Source organism: Nocardiopsis chromatogenes YIM 90109 (assembly GCF_000341185.1).
Classification (GTDB): domain Bacteria; phylum Actinomycetota; class Actinomycetes; order Streptosporangiales; family Streptosporangiaceae; genus Nocardiopsis_A; species Nocardiopsis_A chromatogenes.
Map to the genome: position 1 here is coordinate 1 of NZ_ANBH01000203.1, position 4,724 is coordinate 4,724.

Here is a 4,724-nt window from a genome sequence, read left to right on the forward strand (position 1 = left end):
CAGCACCTGGGTGGTGGCCGCCTTCATCGCCGTCTCCGCCGCCGCCTACCTGCTGCTGGGCAAGGCCCCGGACACCCTGCTGGTGATGGCGGGCGCCATCAACGGCCTGATCCTGCCCGTGGGGCTGGCGCTGATGCTGTGGGTCGGCTGGCGCCGGTCCGGCGACCTGCTGCACGGCTACCGCTACCCGCGCTGGCTGCTGGCCCTCGGCGCGGCGGTGTGGGTGCTGACCGTGTACATGGGGTGGAAGGCCCTGTCCGGCATCGCCGCCCTCTGGACCGCCTGACACGGCGGTGCGGGGCGGGGGACGCCCCCCGCCCCGCACCGCCCCCGACCGCCACGACAAGGAGGAGGGACCGCCCGTGCGCATCGACCTGAACGCCGACCTGGGCGAGAGCTTCGGACGTTGGGAACTCGGCGACGACGAGGCCCTGCTGGCCATCGTCACCAGCGCCAACGTCGCCTGCGGCTTCCACGCCGGGGACCCGACCGTGCTCCGCCGCGCCTGCCGGGGCGCGGTGCGCACCGGGGCGGCCATCGGCGCCCAGGTGGGCTACCGGGACCTGGCGGGGTTCGGCCGCCGGTTCATCGACGCCGCGCCCGAGGAGCTGGCCGACGACGTCCTGTACCAGATCGGCGCCCTGGACGGCATCGCCCGCGCCTGCGGGGGACGGGTCGCCTACGTCAAGCCGCACGGGGCGCTGTACAACGCGATCGTGCACCACGAGGCCCAGGCGGCCGCCGTGGCCGCCGCGGTGCGCGACATCGCCCCGGGCCTGCCGGTGCTGGGCCTGCCCGGCTCGGCGTGGCTGCGCGCGGCCGAGGAGGCCGGTCTGCGGCCGGTGCGGGAGGCCTTCGCCGACCGCGCCTACACCCCGCAGGGCACACTGGTGCCGCGCCGGGAGCCGGGGGCGGTGCTGCACGACCCGGACGAGATCGCCGAGCGCTGCGCGCGCATCGTGCGCGGCGAGCCGGTCGCGGCCGTCGATGGCACACCGGTGCGGATCGAGGCCGAGTCACTGTGCGTGCACGGCGACACCCCCGGTGCGGTGGAGACGGCCCGGGCGGTGGCCGAGGCCCTGCGCGCGGAGGGCATGGAGCTGGCGCCCTTCGCCGGTGGCGGGCAGGGAGGACGGGAAGGCGGGAGCGGGGATGCGTGAGGCAGCCGCGTCCACCGCGACGGGGGCGGCATGCGCGTTCTGACCTGCGGTGACTCCGGCGTCCTGGTCGAGGTCGCCGACCTGGGGGAGGCCCTTGCGCTGCAAGCGGCCCTCGACGAGGACCCCGTTCCCGGCGTGGCCGAGACCGTGCCCGCCGCACGCACCGTGCTCCTGCGCGTGGCTCCGGACGCCCCCGGCGGGGTGCGGGCCGTGGCCGAGGCGGTGCGGCGGCTCCGGCCCCGCCCCGGCGCCCTGCCGCAAGGCGGCGAGGTGGAGATCGACGTCCAGTACGACGGCGAGGACCTGGGCGAGGTCGCCGAGATCACCGGGATGACCGAGCGCGAGGTCGTGCGCGCGCACACCGCCGCCCGCTGGACGGTGGCCTTCGGCGGGTTCGCGCCGGGGTTCGGCTACCTGGTCGGCGACGACCGGCGGCTGGACGTGCCGCGCCGCGGCGAGTCGCGCACCCGGGTGCCCGCCGGGTCGGTGGCGCTGGCCGGAGGGTTCGGGGGCGTGTACCCGCGCAGCTCCCCCGGGGGGTGGCGGCTGCTGGGCCGCACCGACGCGGTCGTGTGGGACCTGGACCGGGACCCGCCCGGCCTGCTGGTGCCGGGCACCCGCGTCCGGTTCCGCGAGGTCTGAACCGGGCCGGGGCGGTGCCGGGACCACCGGTCGGACGGATGGGGGCGGCCGCCGGTGTCGCGGGCGCGGGGCCGGTGAGACCGGGACGGGCGCGGCCTGACGGGGCCGTGCGACCGGGTGCTGGTGTATCGCGGCACACCGCCCGGCGGAACACGGAAGGTGCCCGCGATAGGAACGGTTGGAAGGGCGGCGCCCGAACGGCGCGATGGCGGCCCGGAGCGGAGCGGCCGGGCCGTCGCCGGGCGCGCCGCGGTGGCGCGCCGGGCAGGGACGACGAGGAGGGGGACGACACGTGGCGGACCGGGCACTGGAGGTGCTCGCGCCGGGGCCGCTGGCGACGGTGCAGGACGCCGGGCGGCACGGCCATGCGGCGCTGGGCGTCGGCGCGTCGGGGGCGGCGGACGCCGCCTCCTACGCCCGCGCCAACCGGCTGCTGGCCAACCCGGAGGGGGCGGCGGCCCTGGAGGTGACCATGGGCGGCCTGGCGCTGCGGGCGCGCGGCGAGGTGTGGGTGGCGGTCACCGGCGCCCCGTGCCCGGTGCGGGTGGGCGGCCGTGGCGCCGCGACCGCCGAAGTGCTGCGCCTCCGGGACGGGGAGGAGCTGCGACTGGGCCCGCCCGCGCGGGGGCTGCGCAGCTACGTCGCGGTGCGCGGGGGCGTGGACGTGCCCGCGGTGCTCGGCTCGCGCAGCACCGACGTGCTGTCGGGGCTGGGGCCCCGGCCCCTGAGCGCGGGGGACCTGCTCCCGGTGGGGGAGCCGCCCCGTGCGTTCCCCGTGCTCGACGCGGTGCCCGAGCCGCCGGTGGGCGGGGACCGGCTGGAGCTGGGCGTGGTGCTCGGGCCGCGCGACGACTGGTTCGCCCCCGAGGCGGTGGAGGCCCTGCTGGGCCGGGAGTTCGAGGTCACCGGCCGCAGCGACCGGGTGGGCATGCGTCTGGCGGGCCCGGCTCTGCCCCGGGCGGTCGGGGGCGAGCTGCCGACCGAGGGGATGGTGCCGGGGTCGCTGCAGGTCCCGCCGGACGGCGAACCGGTGCTGTTCCTGGCCGACCACCCGGTGACCGGCGGCTACCCGGTGATCGCGGTGGTGCGCTCGGCCGACCTGCCGCGCGCGGCCCAGGCCCGCCCTGGTACGAGGCTGTCGTTCGCCGCGCAGCCGCCCGACGGCCCATGAGGGGCGGCGCGCACCGGGGCGGGACCGGAACGCCCGGAACGCCCCGAGGTGTAACGCCGGGGCCGACCCGGGCGAGGGGAGGCCGCGCCGTTCAAGGGCCGCGATCACTCCGGGCCGCGTCCGGGGAATTTCCGTCCGCCCGGTCCGGCGCGATCGCCACCGCCGCGGGGCGGCTCTCCCCTCCGGGCCGACGGCGCTGGTCTGCCGCGCCGGTCTGCCGCAGCCGCACCGGGCAGGGGCGGCACATCGAGGTGCCGATGACCGACACCGTGTTCGCCTTGCTCGCCTTCACCCTGGTCGAGCACCTGGCGCGCGGGGCGTTCGCGGAGCGGCCCGGCCGGTACGGACGGCGCGGACCGCACCTGCGGGAGCGGCGGGGTTCGCCCGGTCGCTGGGTGCCCTCACCGGCGCCCTGCCGGTTGGCGGTCACGGCCGCCGAGAGTCCCGCAGCGCCATCCGCCCCCGAGGGGTGGTGCCCACTGGAGCGTGTGGCCTTCGGCGGGCGCGGCCGCTGTTGGCGCTGGGCCCAGATGCGGGTCCATGTCACGTCCGCTGGAGTGGTGGAATTTCCGTCCGACCAGCCCAGCGGAGCGTCACGGCCTTGGGGCGGCCGCCTCAGTGCCGGTGCCGTGACCGGCGCCCCCGCNGGCGGCCGAAGAGCGACCGCCCAGGGCGGCAGCGGCCGCCGAATGGGGGACAGAGGCGGCTCTCGGCCTGCATCGGTGCCCTGGCCTTCGGCCCGCCGACAGCGGGCCGCCCGATCCTGCAACGACAGATCGGTCCGATTGGCCCGCCCCGTATCGACCCGGGGGAAGTCGGCCTCATGGCGGCCCGGTCGGCACCGCCGTCCCGGAGCGGGAGAACGCCCGTCGGCCGCGATCGGCGGTCCGGGCGGCGGGAACGAACCACTGTGAGGAGAGGACATGCCCACACCCACACTCCCCGACGACGCGGCGTCCCTGGCGCCCGCTCAAGCGCGCGCCCTGTTCCGCGGCGGGCTGCGGGTGCCCACGGCGGGCATCAGCTCCGGCTACGCCCAGGCCAACCTCATCGCGCTGCCCCGCGACTGGGCCTTCGACTTCCTCCTCTTCGCCCAGCGCAACCCCAAGGCCTGCCCGGTGCTCGACGTCGCCGAAAACGGCCGCACGGGTTCCCCCCTCTTCGACGGGGACCTGCGCACCGACCTGCCCGCCTACCGGGTCTACGAGCACGGCCGCCTCGCCGCCGAGACCGCCGACGCCACCGCGCACTGGCGGCCGGACCTGGTGTCCTTCCTCATTGGGTGCAGCTTCACCTTCGAAGCCCCGTTGCTGGAGGCCGGAATCCCCGTCCGGCACATCGAGACCGGCACCAACGTCGCCATGTACCGCACCGCGCGCCCCTGCCGCCCCGCCGGTCGGCTGTCGGGGCCGCTGGTGGTGTCCATGCGGCCGATCCCCGCCGACCGCGTGGCCGACGCGGTGCGGATCACCTCCCGCTACCCGGCCGTCCACGGCGCGCCGCTGCACGTCGGCGACCCGGCGGGGCTCGGCATCGCCGACCTGTCCCGCCCCGACTACGGCGACCCGGTGGAGGTCCGGCCGGGTGAGGTGCCGGTCTTCTGGGCGTGCGGGGTCACCCCGCAGGCCGCCGTCGCGGCCTCCGCGCCGGAGTTCGCCATCGGCCACGCTCCGGGCCACATGGCCGTCACCGACGCCCGCGACGCCGACTACCAGGTGCCCTAGATGATTGATTCCAAGGGGTCAGTGGTC

4 protein-coding genes and 1 pseudogene are annotated in these 4,724 nt (G+C 77.4%); all 5 read left to right on the forward strand.

Annotated elements, in window-relative coordinates; genetic code table 11:
* Positions 1-286, forward strand: a pseudogene (locus D476_RS33875) (hypothetical protein); the annotation flags it as partial.
* 76 nt (positions 287-362) lie between these two features.
* The gene (locus D476_RS0119520) at positions 363-1,160 is read left to right on the forward strand and encodes a LamB/YcsF family protein (protein WP_017625615.1); all 798 of its coding nucleotides are present in this window, start codon (positions 363-365) and stop codon (positions 1,158-1,160) included.
* A 30-nt stretch (positions 1,161-1,190) separates the two neighbouring features.
* On the forward strand, positions 1,191-1,802 hold the full coding sequence (locus D476_RS0119525; protein ID WP_017625616.1) for a 5-oxoprolinase subunit B family protein: 612 nt from the start codon (positions 1,191-1,193) through the stop codon (positions 1,800-1,802).
* 205 nt (positions 1,803-2,007) lie between these two features.
* Positions 2,008-2,973, forward strand: coding sequence for a 5-oxoprolinase subunit C family protein (locus tag D476_RS0119530; RefSeq protein WP_083939578.1), 966 nt, complete (start codon positions 2,008-2,010; stop codon positions 2,971-2,973).
* Positions 2,974-3,896: 923 nt separating this feature from the next.
* Complete coding sequence (locus D476_RS0119535) at positions 3,897-4,697, forward strand: putative hydro-lyase (RefSeq protein ID WP_017625618.1); 801 nt, start codon at positions 3,897-3,899, stop codon at positions 4,695-4,697.
* Positions 4,698-4,724: the final 27 nt, after the last annotated feature.

Bases quoted from the DNA above. Each gene is read 5' to 3' on its own strand.
- D476_RS0119525 (WP_017625616.1), top strand. From the start codon at position 1,191: ATGCGCGTTCTGACCTGCGGTGACTCCGGCGTCCTGGTCGAGGTCGCC.
- D476_RS0119530 (WP_083939578.1), top strand. From the start codon at position 2,008: ATGGCGGCCCGGAGCGGAGCGGCCGGGCCGTCGCCGGGCGCGCCGCGG.
- D476_RS0119535 (WP_017625618.1), top strand. From the start codon at position 3,897: ATGCCCACACCCACACTCCCCGACGACGCGGCGTCCCTGGCGCCCGCT.